This window comes from Haloterrigena salina JCM 13891, from assembly GCF_000337495.1.
GTDB classification, from domain to species: Archaea; Halobacteriota; Halobacteria; order Halobacteriales; family Natrialbaceae; genus Haloterrigena; species Haloterrigena salina.
This window is the reverse complement of sequence record NZ_AOIS01000036.1, coordinates 151,228-176,890: the sequence shown is the minus strand read 5'-3', so window position 1 is coordinate 176,890 and position 25,663 is coordinate 151,228. Positions and strand designations below refer to the sequence as shown.

General features: G+C 67.1%; 26 protein-coding genes. 14 read left to right on the top strand and 12 right to left on the bottom strand.

All coding sequences use genetic code 11. The features are described from left to right. Nucleotides 1-882 (top strand): DUF7139 domain-containing protein (locus C477_RS10580; protein ID WP_008894480.1); only part of this gene is annotated, 882 nt, incomplete at its 5' end. A 78-nt stretch (nt 883-960) separates the two neighbouring features. After that, the gene (locus C477_RS10575; RefSeq protein WP_049914481.1) at nt 961-1,809 is read left to right on the top strand and encodes a DUF7847 domain-containing protein; all 849 of its coding nucleotides are present in this window, start codon (nt 961-963) and stop codon (nt 1,807-1,809) included. On the opposite strand, the gene C477_RS10570 is transcribed toward C477_RS10575, so the two are convergent. Continuing rightward, nucleotides 1,806-2,291: a metal-dependent hydrolase gene (locus tag C477_RS10570; RefSeq protein WP_008894478.1), complete on the bottom strand. Its 486-nt coding sequence runs from the start codon at nt 2,289-2,291 to the stop codon at nt 1,806-1,808. The two genes, C477_RS10575 and C477_RS10570, sit on opposite strands and share 4 nt — an antisense overlap. Before the next feature lie 139 nt (nt 2,292-2,430). Next, nucleotides 2,431-2,949, bottom strand: coding sequence for a CinA family protein (locus C477_RS10565; RefSeq protein ID WP_008894477.1), 519 nt, complete (start codon nt 2,947-2,949; stop codon nt 2,431-2,433). Between the two features lie 118 nt (nt 2,950-3,067). Between C477_RS10565 and C477_RS10560 the strand changes: the two genes are divergently transcribed. From C477_RS10560 to C477_RS10545, 4 genes are all read left to right on the top strand, one after another. Further along, nucleotides 3,068-4,495 (top strand): S8 family peptidase, encoded by a 1,428-nt coding sequence (locus C477_RS10560; protein WP_008894476.1) that lies wholly within the window; start codon nt 3,068-3,070, stop codon nt 4,493-4,495. A gap of 98 nt (nt 4,496-4,593) precedes the next feature. Further along, nucleotides 4,594-5,694 (top strand): pyridoxal phosphate-dependent aminotransferase, encoded by a 1,101-nt coding sequence (locus tag C477_RS10555; protein WP_008894475.1) that lies wholly within the window; start codon nt 4,594-4,596, stop codon nt 5,692-5,694. A gap of 97 nt (nt 5,695-5,791) precedes the next feature. Continuing rightward, entirely contained in the window at nt 5,792-7,261 is a 1,470-nt protein-coding gene (locus tag C477_RS10550) for a glycosyltransferase family 2 protein (RefSeq protein ID WP_008894474.1), read from the top strand. 118 nt (nt 7,262-7,379) lie between these two features. Then, nucleotides 7,380-8,639: an ArsA family ATPase gene (locus tag C477_RS10545; RefSeq protein WP_008894473.1), complete on the top strand. Its 1,260-nt coding sequence runs from the start codon at nt 7,380-7,382 to the stop codon at nt 8,637-8,639. Between the two features lie 50 nt (nt 8,640-8,689). On the opposite strand, the gene C477_RS10540 is transcribed toward C477_RS10545, so the two are convergent. The 4 genes from C477_RS10540 to C477_RS10525 all read right to left on the bottom strand — a co-directional run bounded on the left by C477_RS10540 (nt 8,690) and on the right by C477_RS10525 (nt 13,262). Then, entirely contained in the window at nt 8,690-10,651 is a 1,962-nt protein-coding gene (locus C477_RS10540; protein ID WP_049914480.1) for a glycoside hydrolase family 127 protein, read from the bottom strand. A 373-nt stretch (nt 10,652-11,024) separates the two neighbouring features. Beyond that, the gene (locus C477_RS10535; RefSeq protein WP_008894471.1) at nt 11,025-11,507 is read right to left on the bottom strand and encodes a universal stress protein; all 483 of its coding nucleotides are present in this window, start codon (nt 11,505-11,507) and stop codon (nt 11,025-11,027) included. Nucleotides 11,508-11,576: 69 nt separating this feature from the next. Continuing rightward, on the bottom strand, nt 11,577-12,773 hold the full coding sequence (locus tag C477_RS10530) for an MFS transporter (protein WP_008894470.1): 1,197 nt from the start codon (nt 12,771-12,773) through the stop codon (nt 11,577-11,579). 102 nt (nt 12,774-12,875) lie between these two features. After that, nucleotides 12,876-13,262, bottom strand: a complete 387-nt coding sequence (locus C477_RS10525; RefSeq protein ID WP_008894469.1) for a tautomerase family protein — start codon at nt 13,260-13,262, stop codon at nt 12,876-12,878. A 295-nt stretch (nt 13,263-13,557) separates the two neighbouring features. On the opposite strand from C477_RS10525, the gene C477_RS10520 reads away from it, so the two are divergent. The 3 genes from C477_RS10520 to C477_RS23825 all read left to right on the top strand — a co-directional run bounded on the left by C477_RS10520 (nt 13,558) and on the right by C477_RS23825 (nt 16,236). After that, nucleotides 13,558-15,384, top strand: coding sequence for an SLC13 family permease (locus C477_RS10520; protein ID WP_008894468.1), 1,827 nt, complete (start codon nt 13,558-13,560; stop codon nt 15,382-15,384). 97 nt (nt 15,385-15,481) lie between these two features. Then, on the top strand, nt 15,482-15,757 hold the full coding sequence (locus C477_RS10515; RefSeq protein ID WP_008894467.1) for a helix-turn-helix domain-containing protein: 276 nt from the start codon (nt 15,482-15,484) through the stop codon (nt 15,755-15,757). Between the two features lie 338 nt (nt 15,758-16,095). Continuing rightward, complete coding sequence (locus C477_RS23825) at nt 16,096-16,236, top strand: hypothetical protein (protein ID WP_160168015.1); 141 nt, start codon at nt 16,096-16,098, stop codon at nt 16,234-16,236. Between the two features lie 516 nt (nt 16,237-16,752). Here the strand turns inward: C477_RS23825 and C477_RS10510 are convergent. After that, nucleotides 16,753-17,706, bottom strand: coding sequence for an SDR family oxidoreductase (locus C477_RS10510; RefSeq protein WP_049914487.1), 954 nt, complete (start codon nt 17,704-17,706; stop codon nt 16,753-16,755). 155 nt (nt 17,707-17,861) lie between these two features. Between C477_RS10510 and C477_RS10505 the strand changes: the two genes are divergently transcribed. Then, nucleotides 17,862-18,758, top strand: coding sequence for a universal stress protein (locus tag C477_RS10505; RefSeq protein WP_008894465.1), 897 nt, complete (start codon nt 17,862-17,864; stop codon nt 18,756-18,758). Nucleotides 18,759-18,794: 36 nt separating this feature from the next. On the opposite strand, the gene C477_RS10500 is transcribed toward C477_RS10505, so the two are convergent. Continuing rightward, nucleotides 18,795-19,592, bottom strand: a complete 798-nt coding sequence (locus C477_RS10500) for an endonuclease V (RefSeq protein ID WP_008894464.1) — start codon at nt 19,590-19,592, stop codon at nt 18,795-18,797. 72 nt (nt 19,593-19,664) lie between these two features. Next, nucleotides 19,665-20,588, bottom strand: coding sequence for a rhomboid family intramembrane serine protease (locus tag C477_RS10495; protein WP_083870277.1), 924 nt, complete (start codon nt 20,586-20,588; stop codon nt 19,665-19,667). Between the two features lie 290 nt (nt 20,589-20,878). On the opposite strand from C477_RS10495, the gene C477_RS10490 reads away from it, so the two are divergent. The 3 genes from C477_RS10490 to C477_RS10480 are packed head-to-tail and all read left to right on the top strand — an operon-like array spanning nt 20,879 to nt 23,591. Next, a complete protein-coding gene (locus C477_RS10490; RefSeq protein WP_008894462.1) occupies nt 20,879-21,319 on the top strand; it encodes a DUF5788 family protein in 441 nt (146 codons plus the stop codon). Beyond that, the gene (polX, locus tag C477_RS10485; protein WP_008894461.1) at nt 21,320-23,071 is read left to right on the top strand and encodes a DNA polymerase/3'-5' exonuclease PolX; all 1,752 of its coding nucleotides are present in this window, start codon (nt 21,320-21,322) and stop codon (nt 23,069-23,071) included. Nucleotides 23,072-23,114: 43 nt separating this feature from the next. After that, nucleotides 23,115-23,591, top strand: coding sequence for a Mut7-C RNAse domain-containing protein (locus C477_RS10480; protein ID WP_008894460.1), 477 nt, complete (start codon nt 23,115-23,117; stop codon nt 23,589-23,591). A 98-nt stretch (nt 23,592-23,689) separates the two neighbouring features. Here the strand turns inward: C477_RS10480 and C477_RS10475 are convergent, their stop codons facing one another. From C477_RS10475 to C477_RS10465, 3 genes are all read right to left on the bottom strand, one after another. Then, the gene (locus C477_RS10475; protein ID WP_008894459.1) at nt 23,690-23,899 is read right to left on the bottom strand and encodes a dodecin family protein; all 210 of its coding nucleotides are present in this window, start codon (nt 23,897-23,899) and stop codon (nt 23,690-23,692) included. Nucleotides 23,900-23,994: 95 nt separating this feature from the next. Further along, nucleotides 23,995-24,765, bottom strand: a complete 771-nt coding sequence (locus C477_RS10470) for a PHP domain-containing protein (protein ID WP_008894458.1) — start codon at nt 24,763-24,765, stop codon at nt 23,995-23,997. 25 nt (nt 24,766-24,790) lie between these two features. Further along, nucleotides 24,791-25,219 (bottom strand): hypothetical protein, encoded by a 429-nt coding sequence (locus tag C477_RS10465; protein ID WP_008894457.1) that lies wholly within the window; start codon nt 25,217-25,219, stop codon nt 24,791-24,793. A gap of 121 nt (nt 25,220-25,340) precedes the next feature. On the opposite strand from C477_RS10465, the gene C477_RS10460 reads away from it, so the two are divergent. Next, complete coding sequence (locus tag C477_RS10460; protein WP_049914479.1) at nt 25,341-25,628, top strand: DUF7565 family protein; 288 nt, start codon at nt 25,341-25,343, stop codon at nt 25,626-25,628. Nucleotides 25,629-25,663 lie beyond the last annotated feature (35 nt).

Genomic DNA, 25,663 nt, shown 5'->3' with positions numbered 1-25,663 from the left:
GGCGCGCTCCTGGCCGTCGTAGCCGTGATTATGGCGACGACCGACCTCTTGGGCGGATACGCGGCCGTGCTGTCGCCGGGTATCGGAACCCACTACGCGTCCATCCGCCTCGCCGGCGTGCTCGCCGGCCTCGGCGTCCCGATCGCGCTGGTCGGCGTCTTCCTCGTGTTGCCCGCCAGTCGACGCGTCCACGCCGCGGCCGCGATCAGCGTGAGCCTGTGTCTGCTCGGAGTCGTCCTCTTCTGGGGAGCCTACCCCTACGACTGGCGATTCCACGGTGACGATTACACGCTGCAGGTGTCAGCGGTCTACCTGCTCGGGCTCTTTATCGCCCTCTGGAGCCTGTTCACCGCCGTCGTCAACTTCAAGACGCGCAACGACCCCGGCGGCGCCCTCGAGATGAACGTCACCCGCCAGAACAAGACGGTCGTCGAGGTCGCCGAGTCCGAGGACTCGAGCGGACTCGGCGGCATCGGCTTCCTCGGGGGCACCCCCGACGGCGAGGTCGAAACGCAGACGAACGCGGCCGACGACGGAGACACGCTCTCGTTCGACGAGACCGCAGCCGGGTCCGGATCGACCCGACAGTCGTCGAGCGCCGGATCCGGAACCGGCGGGGCCGCTCGAGCGCGGGCGACCAGCGACGGCGGGACGGCCGCCTCGGACATCACCTCGCCGATGGACGGCGATGGCCGCGACGCGGAGATCGTCGAGTCGCCGACGCCTCAAAACCAGACCGAGGCGCCGACGGACCGCTACTGCGGCAACTGCGAACACTTCGAGTACGTCCGCTCGTCGGAGGGGATGGTCCCCTACTGCGCCCGTCACGACGCCGCGATGGAGGATATGGACGCCTGCGAGGAGTGGGAGCCGAACCGCTGACCGACCGCCGCCGTCGGGCCGCGACAATTCCTTTGTCGAAGCACATGTTTTATTTTCATATGCGAGTAGTCTCAACCAATGGCATTCAACGTAGGTAACACGGTGAGCGAAGCAGTCGATCGGTTAACGACGAGTGCAGCCGCGGTACTGATCGCCGCGCTGACGGTCATCGGCGTCGCCCAGACGGCCGCACTCCAAGATATCCTTCGCGGGTTTCTCGAGTGGACGTTGGAGCTGTTGCACGATCCCGAAGTCAGCGGGGAACTGAGCGCGTCGGAGATCGAAACGGTCGAGGAGCAGATCAACGGGTACATCGCCGACCTCCCGCTCGCGCTTGGCTTGAGTCCCGGCGCCGCGGCGGTGCTCTGGCTGGTCGCGTTCGTGGTCTCACTGGCGGTCGTCGCAATCGCTATCGACGCCTTCGGGGACGAGCGAGACAGCCTCGGCGGCATCTCGACCGACGGTCTCGGACGGAAGACCCTCCACCTGTTGCTCGGCTGGATCGCGTACAGTGTCCTGGTCGCGATCGGGCTCCTCCTGGTCGTGGTCCCGGGGCCGCTGGTGGCGTTTCTCCTCATGTTCTTCGTGGCCGCGATCGTGATCGACGACGAGTCGTTCGTCAGCGCATTCGGGTCGTCGTACAGCGTCGTCCGCGGTAATCTCCTCGGCACGTTCGCGATCGGCGTGCTCGGTATCGTCGCGTTCGGCGTCTGCTGGTTCGCCGGGACGATCGTCGCCGGCATCCTCCCGGGCGCTCCGGGCGCGATCGCCGCCGACCTGATCACTGCCGTCGGTCAGGTGTTCGTTCTGGCTCTCCTTACCCGAACGTACGTCAACGCGACCGCCGACGATACCGCCGATCCGGTCAGTAGCGGTTCCGAGTGGGCGGCAGAAACCGAATCGGAATCCCGACGCGGGACGCGCTAGAAGCCGAACAGCTGCTGGCTCATCTCGAGGCCCCACTGCGGGAACTGGAAGACGAGCACCGCGACCAGCGCCAACTCGAGAACCGTCACGGCCACCGTCATCCCGTCCGCGTACTTACTGCTGACCGCGACACCGACGGGCAGGCCGAACTCCTCCTTCCAGAGCGGGTAGAACAGCGCGATGCCGCGCTTGCTGCCCGCGACGTCGAGAACGTAGTGGGTCAACACGCCGAGCCAGACGTACTCGAGATTCCCGAAGACGTACGGGAAGGCGACGAAGCCGAGCAGCACCGGTAGATTGTGCAGCGTCTTCCGGTGTTTGCCGAAGGCCGTGTCGACGTCCGGAAACAGGGCCCCCAGCGTCACCGGGACGCCGATCGCGACGATCATCCGGAACGTCTCGAGGTTCCCCGCCGGCTCGAGGATGTACCCCAGCCCCAGACTCAGAAGTATCGCGTTGAGAACGTGTCCCTTCTTGTTCATCCACCTGCCACTGGGCAAGCGACCGCCGAATAGTTTACTCTCGAGGACTGTCTTTCGCCCGTTGCTATCGGGTTCGAACGCAGGCTCGACAGTCGTAACTGGGTGCTTCTCGACAGCAGAAGGTCGCACCCCGCGGCCGTCAGGCGTCGCGGGTCTCGAGCGCCTCGAGTAAGTCCTCGAGCGCTCGATCGACCGTTTTCGCCCGCACGTCGGCGCGGTCGCCGTCGAAGACGTACCGCGAGACCGAGGCGAACGAGGACTCGCTGCCCCACGGGCCAGCGTAGGAGACGCCGATGTAGACGGTGCCCACGGGGTTCTCTTCGGTACCGCCGGTCGGCCCGGCGACACCGGTCGTCGCGATACCCCACGTGACGTCGGCGACGTCGCGGACCCCTCGGGTCATCTCGCGGGCGACGGGTTCGGAGACGGCGCCGTGTTCGTCCAGCGCTTCGCGGCTGACGCCGAGATGGCGGCGCTTGGCGTCGTAAGCGTAGGTCGTCAGCCCCGAATCGAAGTAGTCGCTGGCGCCCGGCACGGCGGTGATCGCGGCGCCGATCAGCCCTCCGGTACAGGACTCGGCGACGGCCAGCGTCTCCTCGCGGTCCCGGAGCGCGTCGGCGATCTCCATCGGCAACTCGCGGTCGATGTCGTCGTTCATCGGTACGCACGTAACGAGCCAACGAGTCGTCAAACCACCGGACGAATGGTGGCACGATATCAGTTCCGTGAAATAGAAAATGAGTTATATTAAGTATTAGAAGGTTTAATTGAATTACATGACAGATTGGCCATCGAGACGATCGGTCCTCAAAAGCATCGCAGGGAGTACGATCGCGGTCGGCGCACTCGGCACGGCCAGCGCCGACGATCGGGAGGCTACCCAGCGGCAGTTGTACGTCGTTCTAGCTGGGGGCAACGGACTTCGGTCGCACATCGAGCGAACCGAGTTCGAGGTGTTGCACGAACTCGCCGGCGGATCGGCGCTCATCGTCGAGGGACCGAGCGATAAGTCCGATGCGCTCCGGACGAGCGCCGTCGTAGACGATATCATTGCGAACGAAACACACGTTGTCGATATCGAACGGTCGGCGTCCGAAGGGTCGGACAGTACTGAATCCCAGCGCGAGAAACAGTGGGACAAACAACTGGTGCGTGCGAGGGCTGCTCACGAGCGGGCGACGGGTGCGGAGACGACGATCGCGATCATCGATACCGGCGTCAGTCACTCCCACCCTGCTCTCGCGTCACGAATCGACGCTGAACGCAGCCGCCTCTTCAGGTACGGGCGCGTTCACGCCGGGACTGCCGACGCGCTCGTCGCCGAGGCACCGGCAGACTACTACCCGTCGATCCGGGAAACCACCCAGCACGTCTCCGACGATGTCCACGGCCACGGCACGCACGTCGCCGGGATCGCGGCCACCGGACGAAATGAGACTGGCATCGTTGGCATGGCACCGGACGCGGAAATCGTCTCCCTACGCTCGTTCTTCTTCGAGCGGATTGCGGACATCAACCCGACGTTCCCGGACGAGACCGTCGGTGTTCTGATGGGATCGATTACGGATATACTCCTCGCGATCGATTACGCGGCCGAGAACGGCGTCGACGTAATCAATCTCAGCCTCGGACAGACGCTTCCGCCGGACAGTCGAGCATACGCGGCGTATCGGCGCGTAATCCAGCACGCGGTCAAACAGGGCGTTGTCGTCGTCGTCGCCGCGGAGAACTACGGGTGGAATTTGGACGACGAATCCGAGTATGTGCTGCCGGCCGACGTCCCGGGAGCATCTACCGTTGCTGCCACCGGCCCGACCGACAAGCGGAGCCACTACTCGAATTACGGCGACGGAGCGATCGATGTCGCTGCACCCGGCGGGCGATACGAAACCCCGTCGAAAAGCGAAATTACGGATCCCAACGAGGTGGCGTATCCGGATCCGACGAACGGAATTCTATCGACGGTGCCGGAGTCCATCTACGGGGAGCTGTACGACTACAACTACGGCACTTCGATGGCGGCACCGCAGGTCGCAGGACTCGCCGCGCTCCTTCGGGAACTCGAGCCAGACCGTCACCCGCGACGGATCCAGCAGGCGATCGCACAGGGCGCGGTCGATCTCTCCGGCGAGTACACCGAGGGACTCGGCGCCGGTCGGATCGACGCACCCAACGCGCTCGATCGGATAACCAACGGACGGTAATCGGTCCTCGTCACCGACGACCGAGGCGAGGGGAAGATCGAACGGATCGGTAACCCGGAACGGAAAGAATGACGGTCCGCGCCGCCCCTCTCTCGTGCATGGACTACGAGACGCCGCTGTTCTTCCACGTCATGGAGTACGCGAATCGGGCGGCGGGCGACGTCATCGACATGGTCAGCGGCAACCCCGACTGGGAGCCCCCCGAGGCGCTCCGGGAGGGGCTGCGCGACTACGCCGACCTCGAGCCCGACCGGTTCCAGTACGCCCCCAGCGAGGGTCTGCTCGAGCTCCGCGAGGAGATCGCGGCCCGACGAGGCGTCGACGCCGACCAGGTCGTCGTCACGAACGGCGCGGGCGAGGCCAACTACCTCGCGATGGCCCGCGCGCTCGAGCGCGACCGTGGCGACGAGATCGTGCTGACGGACCCCGTGTACCCCTACTACCCGGGGAAGACGACGATGCTCGACGGCACGCAGCGGTTCGTCGCGGCGGACGACGAGGGGCAACTCGATCCGGCCGACGTCCGCGAGGCGGCGAGCGAGGAGACGGCCGCCATCGTGGTCGCCACGCCGAACAACCCGACCGGCGCGGTCTATCCCGAGTCGACGATGGCGGCTCTCGTCGACGTCGCCGAGGAGTACGACGCGATCCTGATCAGCGACGAGGTGTACGACCACTACGACCTCTCGGGCGAGTTCGCCAGCGCGTTGGGGGTCGACTCGAGCCACCGGATCGTCACCAACGGCTTCTCGAAGTCGATGGCGATTACGGGCGTTCGGGTCGGCTACGCCGTCTTCCCGCCGGAGCTCGTCGAGAACGCCAAGAGCCGCCACATGCTGGTCAACGTCGCGACGACTCGGCCCGGGCAGTACGCGGTCCTGCGGGCGCTGCGCGAAACGGGGCCCGAGTACTACGAGGCCAACCGGGAGTTGCTCCGCGAGCGCGTCGCGACCTTCACCGACGCCTTAGACGCCGCGGGCGCCGAGTACACCACTCCGCGGGGCTCGTTCTACGTCATGGCCCGTTTCGACGGCTATCCGGGGACGCTCGAGAACGTCGAACGGCTGATCGACGAGGCCGGCGTCGCGGGGATGCCCGGCGAAGCCTTCGGCGACTCGCGGTCCGACTGGCTCCGCTTTGCGCTCGTCACGCCCCGCGTCGAGGAAGCGGCCGAGCGACTCGCGACGTACTTCGAGTGAGGCTCGCGTCGACCGCCGACCGTCGAGGGTGACGCCGACCGTTGCCCGCCGCCGGCCGCAATACAGATACGGGGCGACGCGAGTTGTGTAGTGAGTGATGGCCCTCGAGGTCCTCGTCGCCGCGTTCGTCCTGACCCAACTCTGTTACGCCGTCGTCAACTGCGGCCTGCTGGCGCTATTCCTGCGTCGACCCGCGAACGTCGTCGACGAGCGGACGCTCGGACGAGTTCTCGAGGCCAACGGCGGCCAAATCGATCGCGAAGACGGACAGTCCAGCCGGGTCGCCGTCCAGACTGACGGTGGCTCCCTCAAGGGCGAGCGTGGTTCTCCTAAGCGCAAACACAGTCTCGGTCCCGATTGTCGGCTGCCGGCCGCCCTCCAGCGGCGAATTCACGTCTTCGTGCCGCTGGTTCGCGGCCGCTGGCGGGGCCTCGAGGCGACGCTCGCGAGCATCGCCGTCCAGAGCTATCCGACGTCACTGGTTTCGGTCACCGTCGTCTACGAGCCCCGCGAGACGGACGCGATCGCACTCGAGGGCGCGATCGACGCCGAGCGGCCGCCGGGGCTCGAGGTCGAGACACTCTCACTCGACGCCGCGGCCCGCGCGGTCGAGCAAACGCGGGGCACCGGCGCGCCTGCGGGCGACGGTGGCGTCGAGAGCGAGAATCCGTCCGAGAACGGCGAACGCACGTGGTGGGCCACCGGAACGGGGACGTCGCCGACGGCGGCGACCATGCTGACCGCCGCCTTCGAGTCCCGTTCGGTCGCGGCCGACGATCTCGTCGCCGTCTTCGAGGCCGGAAGCTGGCTGCCGGTCGATGCGTTCGAACTCGCCGTCGCCGGCCTCGAGGAATACGACATCGTCCAGACCAAACACACGGTGCGCGACGTCGACGCGGGGATCCTCCCGCTGCTCGACTCGATGGCGACGGCGGCGTGGTCGGATCTGGGCCACCGCTCGAGTACGGGGCCGTACCACCTGCTGGGTTCGGGCTATCTCGCGACCGGGCGCGTACTCGTGGACGCCACAGCGTGGCGGCGCCGGACGGGCGACGACGTCCCGCTCGGCCTGGCCGCCTCCCACCGGGGCAACACGCTCGGCGTCGTCGATCGGTACGTCCGACTTGACTGCCCCCCTGGGCTCGAGGCGTGGCTCGCCCGAAAGCGAGCGTGGACGCGCGACCTGTATCACCGGCTCTTCGCGCGTGGCTGGAACGGCGTCGACGACCTCCGGTGTTGGTCCGGGACGCTGCTGTTGCAATCGCTGGCACTGCTCTCCGCCGTCGGGGTGCCTGCCGCGGTGCTCGTCGCGGTGCTGTCCGCCAGCGGCGCGTCGGTGGCGCTCCCGCTGACGGTGCGACTGCTCGTCGGCTTCAACGTCCTCGTCTGGGCGTACTACTGCCTGCGGGCCTACCGGGCCGCCTGGGACGCGGTTCCGTTCCGCTCGTGGCCCCACGGGATCGCGTACTCGCTTCTCGCGAATCCGCTCTCGCAGGCGCTGTACGCGACGCTGTGGGCGGCCCCGATCTGTTTAGGGTTCGTCGACCTCGCTCGCGGCGACGCGTAATCCTCGAGCCGTCGGACCGGGAGCCCCACAGTTCCGCTGGCGCCCGATTCCGATCGCGACTCGAACGGGGTCGCTCGAGACCGACGAATACTCGTGACAGGGTAGCGAATCGATCGCTATGAGCGGAATCGACGCCGAGCGGGTCGACGAGGAGGCCGAGACGGCGGACGAGACCGACGACGCCCACACCATCGAGGTGACGCCGACGGACTCCCTCGAGGACGAGGAACGGGAAACCATCGACGTGGAGCCGTCCGACGAGCCCGTCGACGGCCCGGACTACGTGCTCTACGGCGGGAAAGGCGGCGTCGGAAAGACGACGATGGCCGCCGCGACCGCGCTGGACAGCGCCCGCGGCGGCACGTCGACGCTGGTCGTCTCGACGGATCCGGCCCACTCGCTGTCGGACACCTTCGAGACCAGCGTACCGGCGGAACCGGGCCGCATCCGCGACGACGTCCCACTCTACGCGGCCGAGATCGATCCCGAGTCCGCGATGGAGGCAGGCGAGGTCGCCTTCCCTGGTGGCGGTGCTGGCGGTCCCGGGGACGACGCCGCGGCGAACGCGGACGACGGAACCGCGGGGCCGTTCGGTGGCGGATCCGATGGCGGCGCGGGCCCCTTCGGCGGGAGCGACGGCGGCGCGGGCGAGATGGGCGGCATGGGCGGGCTCGGCGACCTGCTCGGCGGCGGGGACGGATCGCCGATGGAGGCGCTGTTCGGCGGCGCGATGCCCGGCGCCGACGAGGCCGCCGCGATGCAACTGCTGCTCGAGTACATGGACGACCCCAGGTTCGAGCGGGTCGTCATCGACACCGCGCCGACGGGCCACACCCTCCGGCTCCTGAAGCTCCCGGAACTGATGGACACCATGATGGGTCGGATGATGAAGATGCGCCAGCGCATCAGCGGCATGCTCGAGGGGATGAAGGGGATGTTCCCCGGCCAGGAGGCGCCCGAGGAGGACGACCTTGAGGATCTTGACGAACTCCGCGAGCGCATCGAGCGCCTGCGAGCGGCCCTGCAGGATCCCGCGCGGACGGACTTCCGGATCGTCATGGTCCCCGAGGAGATGAGCGTCTTCGAGTCCAAACGCCTGCGCGGGCAACTCGAGGAGTTTCGGATCCCGGTCGGTACGGTCGTCGTCAACCGCGTCATGGAGCCCCTCTCCGACGTCACCGACGACGTTCGGGGCGAGTTCCTCCAGCCGAACCTCGAGGACTGCGAGTTCTGCCAGCGCCGGTGGGACGTCCAGCAGGGCGCCCTCGCCGAGGCCCAGGAACTCTTCCGCGGCACCGAGGTGCGGCGCGTCCCGCTGTTCGCCGACGAAGTCCGGGGCGAGGGAATGCTCGAGGTCGTCGCGGCCTGTCTGCGGTGATCGTCGCGTCGGTATTCCGGTACTACACCGAAGCAATCGAGAACCGAGACTTACTCCGTTTCGAGCCAGACCCGCATCTCGCCCGGGTCGCGGTTCGCCCACGCGTAGTACGGTATCGCGGTAAACGACGCAGTGAGGCGTTCGGTCTCTGCTGCCCGACGGTATAGCGCGTCGGACCACTCTCCCCGATCAGGAACGCGCGCCTCGCCCTCCAGAATCGTCACCCCATCCAAGAGGTCGGATCGATGCGAGGCCTCGATCGCCGCGTCCGCCGGCACCGCGTACTGAGCGAGCGGCCGGTCGTGGTCGACGCCTTCGAGACAGTACACGATCGGCCCGCGCCGGAGCGCGACGTTCCCCCTGGTGGCGTCAACCGCCGGGTGGGCCACCAGCCGTTCGGGGGCCATTCCGAAGGTGACCGTGAGTTCGTCCCCGTCTTCCCATTCCCGGGCGACCTCGATGTACCCGTCATCGGGTTCGACGGAGCGCGACTCGCCCGCCACCGTCGCCGTCACGTCGGAACACCACTCGGGAACGCGGACGCGGAGTGCGAAATCGGTCGGTTCGGCCGGGTCGACAGTCAGTGTCACGTCGCCGGCCCACGGGAGGGCGGACTCCTGTCGCAGCCGGACGTCCGTGTCGTCGATGGTGAGCGCGGCCTCGCTTCCCACGAATTGATTGACGTAGACGGCGGGTTCGTCGGTCGCGCGAGCGTAGATGTAGCGCCCAAGGGAGGCGATCAGGCGGGCGGCGTTCGGCGGACAGCACGCGCAGTCGAACCAGCCTTGCCGCTGGTTGGAGAACCGGTCGGGATTCTCGTCCGCGAGGGCGTGCCCGTCCGGACCGACCTCGAGCGGGTTGGCGTAGAAGAACTCGGTCGCGTCCAGGGAGAGCCCGGCGAGGAATCCGTTGTAGAGCGTGCGCTCTACGAGCTCGGGATACTGCACGTCGCCGGAGAGCTGGAACATCCGGTGATTCCAGAAGACGCTCCCGACTGCGGCGCACGTCTCCGCGTACGAGGTCCTGTTCGGGAGGTCGTAATCATCAGTGAACCGCTCGCCGTGGTGGGTGGACCCGATCCCGCCCGTGACGTACGTCCGGCGCTCGGTCATGTTCCGCCAGAGGGCCTGCAACTGGTCGTACAGTTCGCGGTCTCCGGTCTCGAGGACGATATCGGCAGCGGCAGCGAAGTAATACATCGCGCGGACCGAGTGCCCCTCGACGGTCTCCTGTTCCCGGATCGGCGCGTGGTCCTGCGCGTACGTCCCGTCGTACTCGTCATCGTCGAAGAGGGCCCCCCGTATGGCGTCCCACATCTCCTCGTCCCCTGCCCGGTCCTCGGTGTCCTCGAACTCGTATTCGAGCGTCTCGCCGCGTCCCTCGACGAAGAACGACGCGAGATCGAGGTACCGATCCTCGCCGGTGACCCGGTAGAGTCTCACGAGCGCGAGTTCGATCTCCTCGTGGCCGGGGACGCCCTGCCGTCCGTCGGGGCCGAACACCTCGTCGATCAGGTCGGCGAACGCCCGAGCGACGTCGAGGAGCGAGTCCTCGCCCGTCGCGCGGTGGTGGGCGACGGCAGCCTCGATGAGGTGGCCGGCGCAGTAGAGTTCGTGACCGATCGAGAGGTTCGTCCACCGCTTTCCCGGATACTCGATCGCGATCCACGTATTGAGGTAGCCGTCCTCGGTCTGGGCGGCCTCGATCAGCGAAATCACTTCGTCGACGCGCCGCTCGAGCGCCGGGTCGTCGGCGGTCGTGAGCACGTAGCTGGCCGCCTCGATCCATTTGTAGGCGTCGGTGTCAGCGAACCAGAACCCCTCGAAGTCGCCGTCAGCGTCGCCGGCGGCGATCCGGAAGTTGTCGAGGCACCCACTGTCCTCGAGTTGCTCGTACTGGTACTCCAACATCCGCTCGCGGACCCGCTCGACGTACTGATTCCAGAATTCGTCGTCGACGGTCACGTTACTGAGAGCCAACGGTTCCGCATGTGGAGTTTGTTGTCGTACCATACGGCTATCACCGTATGTGCCTCACATAAACTATTGGATGTTCAACCGATACGGCGTCGGTAGATCCGACGGAAGGAGCTCCTTTCTGGGGTGTTCGTGATGGAGAACGGTAGTCGTCGACATCCGTGACGAGGAGGTCGACGACGCGAACCGCTTCGTATCCGGCGTCCGTCCGATACGGAGCAGGCGGGGCGTCGCTCCAGCCCGCTCCTCGTGAGGCGAACGCTCTGGAGAAAAACTCGTGCAACCGCTGCACGGTTCCATTAGCGATCGTTCCGTTCCTGTACTGAACCCGAGTTTCAGAGTTCGCTCCGAACGCCGAACCCGGCCGCTCTCGACCGATACCGGAGCTGGTCCTCCGGTGCCACCGGTGTTATCCTGTCTCTCCGTTCCCCTCCTCTCCCGCGGAAACGACCGTCACCGGCCGATCGCTCTCGAGGATCACCGCCTGCACGACGCTGCCGAACAGGACCTTGCCGACCGGCGAGCGCTCGCCGACGCCGAGGACGATCGCGTCGCTGTCGAGTTCCGCGGCGGCCTCGAGGATCATCTCGGGTGCTTCGCCCGTCGTCTCGTGAATCGCGTACTCGACGCCGGCCGACTCGAGGACGTCGGCGGCGGTCTCGACGGAGTCGGGCAGCCGCTGGACGTTCCTGAGGTTGTCGGCCATCTCCTCGGCGTACTCGTCGGAGAAGCCGCCGGCCGCCCACTCGGCGTCGGGTGCCGTCACCTCCTCGTGGACGTGGAGGACGTCGACGCGGATCTCCACGGCGGCCGCCGGCAGACCGCCGACCGCCTCGGCCTGGGCGCGGGCTCGCGATTCGTGTTCGTCGACTGGGAGCAAGACGCGGTACATGTGCTACCGTACGTCGTGTAAGTCCTAAAGTCGTCCTCCGGTTCGCGGCCGAGCGCCGCTACCGAACCGTCACTCCCGCATCGCCGGCTCGTCGACCGGGGGCTCGAGGCGCACGGCGTAGACTAACAGGCCGGCGGCGAGGGCGGTGCCCGCGGCGAGCAGCCACCACGAGGCGCGGTAGCCGACGGAATCGGCGAGGTAGCCGAACGCGGGCGGAGCGACGACGGAGCCGGCGACCAGGGAGAGCTGGCCGGCGGCGGTCGCGCCGCCCATCTCGTCGGCGGTGACCAGCGTCGCCATGTAGGAGTAGTAGACGCCCGTGTTCCCGAGGACGAAGAACCCCAGAACTGAGAAGGCGACGGCGGCCGCGACGGGCGTCGCGGTCGCGGCGACGACGACGAACAGGAGAGCGCCTGCGAGCGCCTGGACGATCAGGATCGCGCCGATCCGAACGTGGGGCTCGCCGGGCAGATTGTCGCTCAGCCAGCCGCCGACGAGGCGGCCGACGCTGCCGAACAGTTGGACGAGCGCGAGGACGACGCCGCCGCCGACGACCGAGGCGCCGATCGATTCCTCGAGGTACAACACCGTGTAGCCCGTCGTGGTGAACAGCGCCGCACCGAGGAAGAAGCCGGCCGCGACGAGCACGCGGTAGGGGCGGTTGCGAGACAGCGCCCGGAAGTCCGGATACTCCGCTCGCCCGCGTTCGCCCGCGCTGCGGTAGCAGACGGCGAAGACGACGGCGACGCCGAGGGCGGTCCCGGCGGCGATCAGGAAGCCGGCCTGCCAGAAGAACGCACTTGCCAGCCCGGTCACGAGGAGGGCGCTGATGCCGCTGCCGGCGGTGACGCCGACCTGTTTGATCCCCAGCGCGAGGTTCTGGCGGCCCGCCTCGATGGCGTCGTAGATCGCCTTGTTCGTCCCCGGAATCGCCGTCGCGTACGTCGACCCGAGGCCGAACGCTGCCACGAGTAGGAGGGAGTACGTTGGCGCGCCGGCGACCAGCACGGCGCCGACCCCGAGCCCGACGAGGCCGACGACCAGCGTCCGTCCCTCGCCGAAGCGGTCGATGACCGCCCCGACCGGCAGGAGCCAGACCGCATAGCCCAGGGTGAGCGCCGTCACGACGAGGCCGACGGCGAACCGCGAGAGGCCGAACTCGTCGCGGAAGAACGGCGTCGCCGCGAAGACCGTGTAGTAACAGATGCTCGCCGACACCTGCCACAGCGTCACCAGCGAGACCGTCCGCCAGTACGACCGCTCCATCGGACGTCACGGCCTTGCTCGAGGACGCGCTTGACTGTCCCGGTAGCGGAGACGGGTTCCGGGTCGCGTCGACCGCCCGCTCACCGCTCGCCGCCGCCCGCGTTACTCGCCCTGCTCGTCGCCGTCCCACTCACCGCCGACGCGATCGACGCCCATCATGTGCTCTCCGGGATGTTCAGTGAAGACGACCTTCGCGTTCGCTTCGGGGACGTCGAACGTCTCGCAGACATACGCCATCGTCTCGAGCGCGAACGCGCGCTTGCGCTCGAACGGTCGGCCGCGCCGGATCTCGGCGTCGAGGAAGACGATCGGCCCGTCGACCGCGCGCCCGAGGTGGAGGTCGGCCGGGTCGCGCTCGCGGATCGTCACCGCGACGTGGCCCGCCGTCGTCTCCATCTCCGTCGTGTAGAGGTCCGTCACCCGGTCGGCCAGCGCCGTCTTTTCCTCGGCCGACGGCGACAGCGTCGTATCGAACTGTAAGAGTGGCACACCTCGAGTAGAGCGCCCGGGAAGTTGGCGATTTCGCCGCTCCCTGCCGGAAGCGACGAGCGAGGGCCGACCGGGGCGCGGCAACGGCGCACAACTGCGTGGAGACCGTGATCGACCGAACGCGCGGCAATCCGACGCGGAGCAACCGAGCGCGGTTCCGAGTGGTGCCGATCACAGAAACACAACTCTAACCGTGTTGTCTACCGCTCCAACCCACTATCTTATTTCCGTGATATTCTTCAACAGGTGGTGGAATCGGTACCGTTTACACCCTTTACCTGGAACCGATAGAAAAATGGTGCAGAACTCTCGGGAAACGCTTCAAAAGTTCATCCGCGTGCTCTGGGCGTCGCTGTGGACACTCAACGCCCAGACGAAAGCGTACCTCACGCTCGACGCACCGCTGATCCTCGAGGACGTGGACGGCGTCTCCGAGGAGGAGAAACGCCTCGCGCGGCGGGTCTTTCCTGACGGGGGCCGCGATCCGGGCGACAACACTGCAGCCGACGCCCGGACCGCCGCGGATGGGTCCGGGAGCGGTGACGGTCCCGGCGATGGCGGCGACCGGGGCGACGACGGGAGCTCCCCGTTCGACGTCGGCGGGACGTACGATCTGCGCCAGCGGATCGGGTTCGTCCTCGGGCCGCTCCTGTTCGCGCTGATCTTCCTCTCGCCGACGCCGGACGGCCTGTCGGCCGCGGGAAAGGCCGTCGCCGCCGTCACCGCGTGGGTCGCCGTCTGGTGGATGTCCGAGGCGATCCCGATCCCGGCGACCTCGCTGTTGCCGATCGTCCTCTTCCCGCTGACCGGCGCGCTCCCGGTCGCGGACACGACACCGTCGTACGGCCACCCGCTGATCTTCCTCTTCATGGGCGGGTTCTTCCTCGCGATGGCGATGCAGCGGTGGGGACTCCACCGCCGGATCGCCCTGCGGACGATCAAGGCCGTCGGCACCGAACCCTCGCGGCTCATCCTCGGGTTCATGCTCGCGACCGCGTTTCTCTCGATGTGGGTCTCGAACAGCGCGACCGTGATGATGATGGTCCCCATCGCGCTGGCGGTCATCTACCAGACCGCCGATCTGGTCGACGAGACCGGCCTCGAGGTCGACACGAGCGAGGGTAACTTCTCCTTCGGCATCGCCCTGATGCTCTGTATCGCCTACGGCGCGTCCGTCGGCGGCGTCTCGACGCTCATCGGGACCCCGCCGAACGTGCTCTTTGCGGGCCAGGCCGACGCGCTCTTCGATCAGTCGGTTTCCTTCGCCGAGTGGATGCTCTACGGCGTCCCCATCTCGGCGGTCGGCCTCGTCGCCGTCTACGCCTACGTCACCCGCGCGGTGTCGCCGCAGTTCGACGAACTCCCCGCCGGCGCGGACACGATCGATCGGGAACTCGAGAAACTCGGGCCGATGAACAGGCAGGAAAAACTGGTCGCGATCGTCTTCGCCGGGATGGCCGTCAGCTGGATCGGGGCCAGCCTGATCGAGCCGCTCTTCGACGTCGCGCCACCGGAGGATGCCGACACCATCGTGGCGATCGGCGGCGCGATGGTCCTGTTTACGCTGCCGACGACGACGGCCGACGGCGATCGCACCTTCCTGCTCGACTGGACGAACGCCGTCGACATCCCGTGGGGGGTCATCCTCCTGTTCGGCGGCGGGCTCGCGATCGCCTCCGGCTTCGGCGACACCGGCCTCGCGGCCTGGATCGGCGAACAGCTCCAGGCCCTCGAGGGCGTCTCGATGATCGTCGTCCTGTTCGCCGTCGTCTCCATGACGATCTTCCTGACGGAGGTCACCTCGAACACGGCGACGACGGCGATGTTGATGCCCATTCTGGCCGGCGTCGCGGTCGGCATCGGCGTCCATCCCTTCGGGTTGATGATCGCGGGGGCGACCGCCGCGTCGTTCGCGTTCATGCTGCCCGTCGCGACCCCGCCGAACGCGATCGTCTTCGGCAGCGGCTACATCTCGCTGCCCCAGATGGCCCGCATCGGCGCCGGACTCAACATCATCGGTATCGCGTTGATCACGCTCGTCGCCTTCGCGTGGCTGCCGATCGCCTGGGGGATCGACATCACGGCGTTGCCGACCGAGTTCGTCGAGGCCTGGGAGGCCTAAGACCCGATTCGATTTCCATTGGTAACCGGATTCCGAGGGGCTGGGAACCGGGTGTGAGGTTCATACGGTCGGCGGCAGTTCGTTCGTGTGAGACGGTATGCCAGGCCGCGAGTTCACACAGCAAGAGCGGGCCCGAGGGATCCTCGAGGCGCTCGCAGAGACGAGTCAAGCGACGACCACCGAACTAGCGACGGCCCTCGAGACGCATCCACTCACCGTCGAGCGCCACTGCCGGGCGCTCCAGCGGGCCGGACATGTCCGTCGCTGTACGGGCGGCGCGTACGCGCTCGTCGAGACCGACCTCGACTCGAGCGCGCCGTCGCCCGACGACGCGACCGTCGGCCGGCAGCGGTCGACGAACCCCGCCGACTGATCGGACACCCTCGAGCGGCGAGCGACGTCCCATAGCTCATCGCACAACCCCGTGGCATCCAGTCGCTCACCGACCGTACTCGATTCCCGCGTCTCGCCGTTCGAACGGGCGTCCGCCGCGCGGTCGAGTTCCGCTCGTCGTGGCTGGCTGCCGGCTCACCCGGTACTTCGGTTCTTCTCGACTCGCACGCACATATTCGGTCGACCGGTCTGTTTCGTCGATATCGTTCGAATGTCAACACATTTATTGACAAATTGAACGACGCAGTTTCGAGAATTGTTGGTAATAATATCATATAACACTGCTGACGTGATGAGCCCGAACGAGGCGATACTCGAGTGGGGGACACGGACGCGACCGACGCGATCAGGGTGATCGACCTGGTCTTCGAGTGGCGGCGGCTCTGCCACGCCTGCGGGGAACGGAAGCGGTTCAAGAGGCTGATCTGCGACGACTGTCGCGAGCGTTACAACGTGTGACTACCGCGGGAGCGGTTAGTCCACAGCACCCTACCTACGCTCCGACGGCTCGGTGGTCTCTAGATCCTGCCGCCCTCCATACGCCGGAGTTGTTCACAGTTTGGGCACCGAGTAGACCCGTCAATCTGAGTGAACTTCCGCTCCCCGCAGTCAGAACAGCTACCATCAGGATACCGAACCATACTGGCTTGTGATCAGAAAGACTGTATAAGTCTTCTGTTGACACCCTTCCCTCGCTGGAGCACGGGGATACCCGCGTGGAGCGGGTTAGAATTGTAGCTCCCCGTCGGATAGCTACTGACTGTATCTCGGATAGTTATTCAGGTAATGTGATACCGTCGAATCAGTTCGTCACTCCGAGCGGGGTTGTGTCGCCATCCGGCAGATGTATCCCCGGCGCAAAAGTCCAGTTGTTCAGTTGTAGCGGGAGGGCAACGCTCTCGCCGTTTCTCGACGTGTGAGGGACTCCATCGATCGCACGGACGCCGTCACAGCTGAACTCGAGTCCCGCGCGTTTCAAACCAGTTTTCGGAGGAGTTTGTAGCCCGCGTCGCGCAGCGGGTCCGGCAGGAATCGCGCGTAGACGCCGTACTGGGCCAGCGGCCCGACGGGATACCGCGCGGGCGGTTCGGGCGTCGTGGCGGACTCGATGATCGCCGCGGCGACGTCTTCGGGGCTGGAGGCGAAGGGGCCGCCGTTCCCGCCGCCGATCAGTTGCATCTCGCCGTAGATCTCGTACAGCGACTCGTAGGCGGGCGTCCGCTCCGATTCGGGCAGTTCCTCGTCGACGCGGTCGCTGAAGTTCGTGTCGACCGGACCGGGCTCGATCACGGTGACGTCGACGCCGAACTCCTCGACCTCCGCCCGCAGGGAGTCGCTCATCGCCTCGAGGGCGTGTTTCGACCCCGAGTAGGCGCCCGAACCGGGGAACGAGACCCGGCCGACGACGCTCGAGACGTTGATGATTCGGCCGGCGCCCTGGGCGCGCATGTGGGGGAGGGCGGCGCGGGCGAGCCGGTGGGGGCCGTAGACGTTGACGTCGAACTGGCGGTGGAGATCCGACGTCGCGACGTCTTCTATCGGCCCCATCTGGGCGTAGCCCGCGTTGTTGACCAGACAGTCGATCGCGCCGGCGACGTCGACGACCCGCTCGACCGCCCGCGCGACCTGGTCGGGATCGGTGACGTCTAACGCGAAGGTCGTACAGCCCGCGTCCTCGAGGTCTGCGATGTCCTCGGGATCGCGCGCGGTCGCGAACACCTGCCAGTCCTCGCGCAGGAACGCGGCCGCGGTGGCACGCCCGATTCCGGACGAACAGCCGGTGATCAGGACGGACTTCTTGCGGGTGTAGCGGTCGTCCTCGTCGCCGACGGGTTCGCCGCCGTCCCGTGCCGTCTCGCGATCCTCCTCGACGACGGTGCCTTCCGGCCCGTCCTCGTCGGTTCCCTCGACGTCCTCAGCGGTGGCCATACGCGACAGGTTCGAGAGCCGATACCTAAGTAGCGACGGTTTGTCGCGCAGATCGTACTGTTCGATCGAGAGGAAAACCTCGAATTCGTTCCGAGCGCTGACTGTCACGGAATCGCACCGAGAACTATTCACCCCCGTGGCGTGAAGTAACACACATGACCGGCGCGACGGCGGAACGCCCGATATTGGTCGCGGTCGCGAATCCCGAACACGCCGCCCAGTTAGTCCGGACGGCCGGCGACCTCGCTCGAGCGAGCGGCAGCGCGGTCCGAATCGTCTCGATCGTCGTCAAGTCCCACGACTCGCCCTTCTCCGTCTACTCGGACGAGGCGATCATCGAACGGTACTCGGGGCGCAGTCGGGACATCGTCGATCGCGCGGTCGACGTCGCACCCGACGACGTCGCCGTCTCCGGCGAACTGGTCGTCAGCCGATCCGTCGCGGACGGGATCCTCACGGCGGTCGAACGGACCGATCCGCGGGCGCTCGTCGTCGGCTGGGAGGATCAGACGCGTCGTACGAACGCCGTCCTCGGGACGACGGTCGATCGCCTCCTCGAGCGGGCCCCGTGCGACCTCTACGTCGAGCGCATCGGCAGCGAAGCCGACGGCGTCGACTCGATCCTGGTCCCGGTCGCGGGCGGTCAGCACGTCGGTCCGGCGGTCGGCGTGGCGAAAGCGATCGCCGCGCGCAACGACGCGACCGTGGTCCTCCGGTCGGTCGTCGATCCCGACACCGACCCGGCTGCGGCGCGCGAGTTCCTCGCGGACGCGGCGGCGTCCCTCGAGGCGGCACCGGGCCCGAGCGTTCGGACGGAGTCGCTGGTCGACGAGGGCGACGACGTCGCCGAACGACTGCTCGAGGTCGCGGGCGACCACGACGTGCTCGTGTTCGGCGCGACGCGCCAGGGGGCGATTCATCGCCGCCTCGTCGGATCGATCGCGCGGACGGTGGCGCGTCGGACCGACCGAACGGTGATCCTCGCCCGCGACGGCGAAACCGTCGGCGGACCGATTCGGCGACGGATTCGGCGGCTCCTGCCGACGGCGTAGGACGCGAATCGGCAGTCCGGACCCGTGTTCTTCCCGTCAGGTTCCCCCGTCGAGGTTCCGCTTCGCCTCGTCCGCGTAGTTGTCCGCGAGTCGGACGGGTTCGGGGAGTTTGTACGACGAGGCGAGCGCGAGCGCAGCGTCGGCCGCCGTTTCGGGACCGACGCGGTGGCCGGGGCTGACGTACAGCGGGTTGATGTACCGGTTCGGCGAGTCGTACTGGCGCGTCTGGACCGCGTAGCCGAGGAGGGTCCCGTCCGGCGCGTCGACCCTCGAGTTCGCCTCGATGGGAACGCGGACCCCTTCGGAGAGGTTCTCGGTGTCTTCCGTCGGGGAGCCACAGAGCAGGCTCTTCGCGACGCCGATGCTCGGCGCGTCGCGGACGACGCCCATGTGGGTCGCGATGCCCGCCTGCCGGAAGTGGATGCGGCCGCTGCCGTCGAAGAGGAACAGATCGGGGTCGACCGAGAGCTCCTCGAGCGCCGCGAGGATCGGTCGCCCTTCGCGGAAGGAGAGCAGTCCCGGAATGTAGGGGATCTCGAGGGGCGTCACGGCGTGGACGCGTTCGATCACCTCGCCGCCGCGCATGGCGACGACGGCGCTCAGGGCGCGGTCCTGATCGCCCGCCTCGTTCGTGAGAAACGACTGGTCGACGCCGACGACAGTGGGCTGGTCCGCGCCGCTCGAGGCCGCCGCGAGCGGATCGCCGAGCGTCGCGGGATCGAAGTCGAAGTCGTCCTCGAACGCCGCGGCGTCGGCGATTTCGCGCTGCATGGCTTCCATGTCGTCGCGCTCGAGCGAGGCGTCGGGAACGAGGTCAGGGCGGGCCGTAGGCATCGATACGGAGACGTTAGCAGCGGGCGAAAATCAGTGTCTGGGTTGCACGACGCGAGACGGATCGGCGAGCGGTTAGAACCGACGGCGACCGCCGGGACCGCCGGGGCCACCGCCGCCCCCGAACTCGAGGCGGTTCGGCGCGCTGACGTTCCGATTTTGCTTGATGTACTGGCCGTAGGCGAGGCCGATCGCGAGGCCGACGAGGTGGGCCATGTGGGCGACGTTTCCGCCGCCGCCGGTGCCGATGAAGAAGATGCTGAAGATCGCGTATCCGCCCGCGAGAACCCAAATCGGGACGGGCAGGATGAAGTAGAGGTACACCTTGAGGTCGGGGTTCAGAATCGTCAGGACGCCCAGAATTGCGAGGGCAGCGCCGCTAGCGCCGAGGACGCCCCCAGTAAGCGGCGTGATCGTGTTGAGTTCCACGATTTGGATGGCGATCTGACTGAGGCCGGCGAGCGCGCCGCTGACGAGGAAGAGGATCGCAAAGTTTCGCGATCCGACGTACCGCTCGACGAGCGGTCCGAAGAAGAATATCACGATGCTGTTCCCGACGATGTGGTAGAGCCCGCCGTGTGCGAAGACGGACGTGACCCACGTCCAGACGTACTCCGGATAGTAGGGACGGAGGACGAACAGCGTCTGCATCAGTTCGTAATCGAAGGCGGCCCTGACGACGAGCTGGGCGGCGAACGTGAGCCACATCAACACGAGGAACGTGTAGGTCATGTTCCCGCGGAAGTAGGCTAACGGTCCGCCGGCACCCGTGTTTATCGGGATCTTGTCAGCGAGGCTTGAGGCCTTCGAGGTTCCCCCACCGCCGTTGACGGAGTCGTCGAACCCGCTGTCGAAGACGCCCTGCGGGTCGTTCCAGTCCTGGAGCCCGGTGCAGTCGTGGTTCTCCGGCAGCCGGTGGTCGGCACAGAAGGTCCCCCCGCAGTGCCGACAGTTGTAGGGCATGCTTTCGTCTTTCCCACACACGTCGCACTTGGCCATTGACCGGGGGTATGTGTGGCACCGCTAAGGGATTTGGGGTTCGTTCCTCGCACCGAACGCCGGCAGCAGGCGCGGTGATTCGCCGCCGTATGCGCGGGTTTCGATTCGCTGAACAGTGATTCCCGCCTGGTAGTCCGGCCGTACGAACCATTACGGTCGGTGATGCGACGCCGAAGTGGCGCGTTCGCTCTCCTCCGGCGGTCGACCACCGGCTACCGGCCACCGATCGGCGCTGCCGACCTCCGGCGTCGGACTGTACATTTTTGCTCCCGGGACCCCCATATCGAGGCGTGCAAGAGTACGAGCGCAAGCAGCTGCTCGAGCGCGTCGAGCGCGAGGGGGCGACCGTCGGCGCGGACATCCCGGAGACGATCACGGTCCAGGGCGAGGCAATCGATCTCCGAACCTTCGTCTTCGAGATCAAGCGCCGCGAGACGATTCCCTCAGGCGAGCGCGACCGCGTCGAGCAGGCCAAACGGAACCTGCGGCGCGAACGCCGCGAGCGCCTCGAGGCCATCGAGGAGGGCGACATCTCCCGCGAGGAGGGCGAGGACCTTGCGGGGAGCATCATCGGCATCGACCGCGCGTTGAACGCCCTCGAGAGCCTCGGGCCGACGAACTTAGAGCGCGAGCAGCAGGTCCAGAAGGCCCAGGACCGAAAGCGCTGGATGTCGTTCCTGAAAAAGGCGCTGGGGAAAGACGACGACGGCGCCTCGCGGAGGGGTCGATAGATGGCGACTAACGCCGAGATCGCCGGCCGGTTCGAGGAGTTCGCCGACCTGCTCGAGGCCGACGACGTCGAGTACAAGCCCCGCGCCTACCGGCGCGCGGCCGAGAACATCGCCGCCCATCCCGTTCCGATCGCCGACCGCGTCGAGGACGGCGACGAAGAGATCCTCGAAGAGATCGACGGCGTCGGCGACGCCATCGCCTCGAAGGTGATCGAGTACGTCGAAACGGGCGAGATCGAGGAACTCGAGGAGCTCCGCGCTGAACTGCCGATCGACATCTCCGACATCACGCGCATCGAGGGCGTCGGCCCCAAGACCGCGGGCAAACTCTACCGCGAACTGGGGATCCAGACGCTGGACGATCTCGAGGAAGCCGCCGAGAATGAGGAGATCCAGGAGGTCAAGGGGTTCGGCCCGAAGACCGAGCAGAACATCCGCGAGAACATCGACTTCGCGCGGGAGGTCGGCCAACGGCAGTTGCTGGGCGAGGCCCGGCCGCTCGCCGACGACGTCCTCGACTTCCTCGAGGGACTCGAGGCGGTCGAGCGTTGCGAGGTCGCCGGCTCGATCCGGCGCTGGCGCGAGACGATCGGCGACGTGGACGCCCTCGTCGCGACCGAGGACGGCGAGGCCGTGGTCGAGGCGTTCGTCGACTGGGACTCGGTCGACAGCGAGATCGAGTCCGGACCGGAGAAGGCGAGCATCCGCGTCGGCGAGATCCGGGTCGACCTGCGCGTGGTCGTCCCCGAGGAGTTCGGCTCCGCGCTGCAGTACTTCACCGGGAGCAAGGACCACAACGTCACGCTTCGCAACTACGCGATCGACCGCGGGATGAAATTAAACGAGTACGGCGCCTTCGATGTCTCGGACGTCGAAGACCACGAGGCAGGCCAACGGGTCGGCGAGCGCGTCGCCGGCGAGACCGAAGAGGGGATGTACGAGGCGCTGGGCCTCCCGTGGATCCCGCCCGAACTCCGCGAGGATCGCGGCGAGATCGCCGCCGCCGAGAACGGCGAGTTGCCGGACTTACTCGAGCGCGCGGACATCCGCGGCGATCTCCACACCCACACCGAGTGGTCCGACGGGAACACCACGATCGAGGCGATGGTCGACGCCGCCGCGGAGCTGGGCTACGACTACTACGGCGTCGCCGACCACGCCGAAGGCCCCGGCATCGTCGGCGGGATGGGGCTCTCGGACACCGAAATCTTAGAACAGGTCGAGGCGATCCGCGAGGTCGCCGCCGCCGCGGACATCGAGGTCCTCGCCGGCATCGAGGCTAACGTCGACGCCGACGGCGAGATCGGTCTCACCGAGGAGGTGATCGAGGCGCTGGACGTGATCGTCGCCTCGACCCACAGCGCGCTCAGCCAGGACGCGGAGACAGCAACCGAGCGGCTCGTCCGCGCCGCCGAGAACCCGGCGATCGACGTGCTCGGCCATCCCAGCGGTCGCCTGCTCAACGAGCGCTCGGGACTGGAGTTCGACGCCGCCGCGCTCGGCGCGGCCGCGGCCGAACACGGCACCGCCCTCGAGGTCAACGCGAACCCGCGTCGGCTCGACCTCTGGGGCAGCGCCGTCCAGGCAGCCCTCGAGGAGGGCGCCCCGATCGCCGTCAACACCGACGCCCACCAGCCGTCGACGCTCGAGTACATGCGCTGGGGCGTCCACACCGCCCGGCGCGGCTGGGCCGAGCCCGAGGACGTGATCAACACCTGGGAACTCGAGGATCTGCGCGAGTTCCTGCACTGACCGCCCGGCGGCTCACTGCGCTCTTTCGGATACTACGACCACGATGCAACTGCTCCTCGACGTCATGTGCGGCGGCCTCGATGCCTACCTCCGGATGTGCGACCACGACACCGTCTACGCCGGCGACCGCGGACTCGAGGCCGACGACGCGCTGCTCGCGCTCGCTCGAGACGAAGACCGAACCCTGGTCACGCGGGACGTCGCCCTCGCGGCCCGCGCCGACGATTCGATCCCGCTCGAGTCCCGCGACGTCGAGGACCAGCTCGCGGAGCTCGCCGCCGCAGGGGTCGACCTGACGCTCGCCGCCAAACTGCGGTTCTGCGGGCGCTGTAACGGTCGCCTCGAGCGCGTCGAATCGACGGCGACGACGCCCGAGTACGCGCCCGACCCCGCCGAGACCGCCGTCTGGCGCTGTCGGGACTGCGGCCAGCACTTCTGGCGGGGCAGTCACTGGGACCGCGTCGCGCGAACGCTCTCGAAAATCGGGGAGACCGGCGACGGCACGAACGAAGACGGGTAGTCCGACTGGGCCGGGTCTCGAGGCTACCCGGTGATTTCGAGGCTGTCTCGGGTTTCGATCCGGTTCCGCTCTCCTAGCCGGGTCCAGCGGAATCGCTCCTACCGTCCCTCGAGGACGAAGGCCACGTCGAGGGTCGTCCGGTACCGCTCGATCGTCCCGTCCTCGACCTCCGCGGTCTGCGATTCGATCCCGATCTCGCTGATGTTCTCGAGGGTCTCGTCGGCGTCGTCGAGGGCGTTCTGTGCGGCGTCTTCCCACGACTCGGTCGAGTTTCCGGTCAGCTGGATGACCTTGACTGTCTCTCCCATGATCGTCGGAGAAAACCCCGTCCAGCGGCGTACGGTTCGGCGTGAGCGTGCGACCACGTCACAATACCCGCGGTCGGCGGTCCGCGCTCGGCCGCTCAGTAGACGGAGACGTCGTCGAACCGACCGTCGTAGGCGATGTGGTGTGGGTGGGTCGGCTCCGTTCCCGAGAGGAAGAGCCGGTCGACCTTCTCCCAGGTGTTTTCGTAACAGAGATGCGCGAGTTCGGCGGCCGTCGTTTTCCACCGCCGACCGCCGTTCCGGTAGACGACGCGGCGCGAGACGTCGTTCTCGAGCGCGTCGACGAGATCGGCCTCGGAATCGATCGCCGCGTCGAAGGCGGTGTGGGCGACGCCGACCGACCCCGGGAGGTGTGCGTACGACGACGTAAACGGCGCGATATCGAGCGTTTCGGAGAGCTCTCGGGCGCGTCGATTGTTCGACGGGAAATGCTTCGGATTGAAGATTTCGACGGCGTCGACGATATCCCGGTACTGGCGCAGATCCGCCTCGGTCAGGCCCACGGTTGCGAACTCGGGGTGGGGCGCCAGCACGGCGGCGTCCTGCCGCTCGAACTCGTCCATCGCCGTCTCGAGCGGAATGAAGTCCGGCACCGGCTCCTCGAGGCCGACGGCGAGAACGTGTTTGCGCTCGTGCCACGATCCGGTGAACACCTCGCGACCGGGAATGACGTGGAGCCGGTCGGTGGAGTACGTGGCCGCCTCGCGACGGATCTCGGGAACCCGCGTGAAGTGGGGCGCGTACACGATCGCGTCGAGCCCGGCGTCGATGGCTCGCTCGACGACCCGGTCGTCGAGCACCTTCACGTGACAGTCGATTCGCGTCTCCGCTGGCGCTCGCTCGCTCACGTCTGCTCCTTTCGGGACGGGAGAGTTATGAATTCTGATTTTCCGGCCACGCGACGGTCTCCTTGATGGCGTCGACGATCGGCTCGACCGGCTCGTCGGGTTCGAGCGAGACGAACAGGCCGTCGTCGCCGACGTAGACGCGGAGGATCTTCAGGAAGTCCATCGCCGTCGCGATGTACTCGACGCGGTCGGCGTCCGGAAACAGCGTGTTGCGGAAGAGCTCGATCTGCATGAAGTCCATGTGGACGTTCGTGTGGATCCGTTCGAAGTGCTCGAGCATCGCGTCCCTGCTCTCGTACATCGCGACCGTCTCGTCGGCGATGTACAGCGGGCGAAACGACTCTGTATCGTACTCACAGAACGCGTAGAGGGGCCCGGAAACCGTGTTCCGGACGACCTGCCGGACGCGATCGGCGTCGAACGAACACAGTTGCGAGCGGTTCGTCGCGGGCATAGCCGATCGTCGGCGGCCAGCGGTGAATCCCTGTCGGCCAGCACACGCCTCGAGTCGCGACTCGAGGCGGTGGCTGCGAAAGGATCATTAGGCCGGCCGCTTGATACATCAGTGATAGTGAATGCCCTGGAAATGCGGAATCGACGGCTGCGGTGCGGTGTTCGAGGACGTCGAGGCGACCGTCGTCCATCAGGCGACGGAACACGAGCGGCGGGAGTGTAAGGTCTGTGGCACCGTCGTCCCCGACGGCTACCTCGCGATTCGACACGCCTTCACCGAACACAGCCGGGCTGAGTACGTCCGCGCCTACGGCGCGAGTTCCGAGGCGGTCCGCGAGCGCGAAGAGTTGCTCGAGGAGATCGAATCGGTCGCGGACATGCAGGCGATCGCCACGGAGCTGAAACGGTAAACGGCCGTACCGACAGGGATTTTCGCCTCTTCTCC